Here is a 748-nt window from a genome sequence, read left to right as displayed (position 1 = left end):
GAGCGCAGCCGAAACTGCCGAACGCTACGATGTAAACGGTAACTGGTGGGAAATCTACCAAAGCCCGCAGCTCAACGCGCTGATGGAGCAGGCGTTGGCGAATAATGTCGATTTGAAACAGGCCGCCATCAGCGTCAACAAGGCTTTGTACCAAGCCAATATTTTGGGTGCGGATTTGGTGCCTTCGTGCAGCGGCTCATTGGGCGCAAACGCTTCTAAAAACCTGAAAACTGGCAGCCACGGCAATACCTTCAGCAGCCAGCTTGGCTTGAGCTACGAATTGGATTTATGGCGTAAACTCAGTGCCACTGCCGATGCTCAGGTATGGGAATATCAAGCCACGCATGAAGACATGGCCAACACACGCCTGACTTTGATTAATAATGTCGCCGATGCGTATTTCAATATCGCCTATCTGAACGAAGCGATTGAGTTAGCAAAAAAATCGCTGAAGCAATATCAGGAAATCAACCGCATCGCGAATGCCAAGTTCCGCTACGGCAGGGCCGATTAAAGCCAGCCGACCCAAGCCAAACAGTCATTGCTGAGCGCGGAAAACAGCCTGTTGTCTTTGCAAAACAATTTGGATACGCAAAAACAGGTTTTGCGTAATTTGTTGAATTTAAGGCCGTCTGAAAACATGGCCGCCGATCCGGCACAATTCCGCCTGTTGCCTGTCAAAGGCGTGAACTTGGACGTACCGATTACCGTTTTGGCCAACCGCCCCGACCTGCGCGCCGCCGAATAC

1 pseudogene is annotated in these 748 nt (G+C 51.1%); it reads left to right on the top strand.

Annotation, left to right across the window (positions count from 1 at the left end):
• Positions 1–748: pseudogene (locus ACTHUR_RS13750) on the top strand (TolC family protein); the annotation flags it as partial.

This window comes from Neisseria sp. P0021.S007, assembly GCF_051956855.1.
Note: the sequence above shows the minus strand (reverse complement) of the source record. Positions and strands in the feature narration are given on the sequence as shown.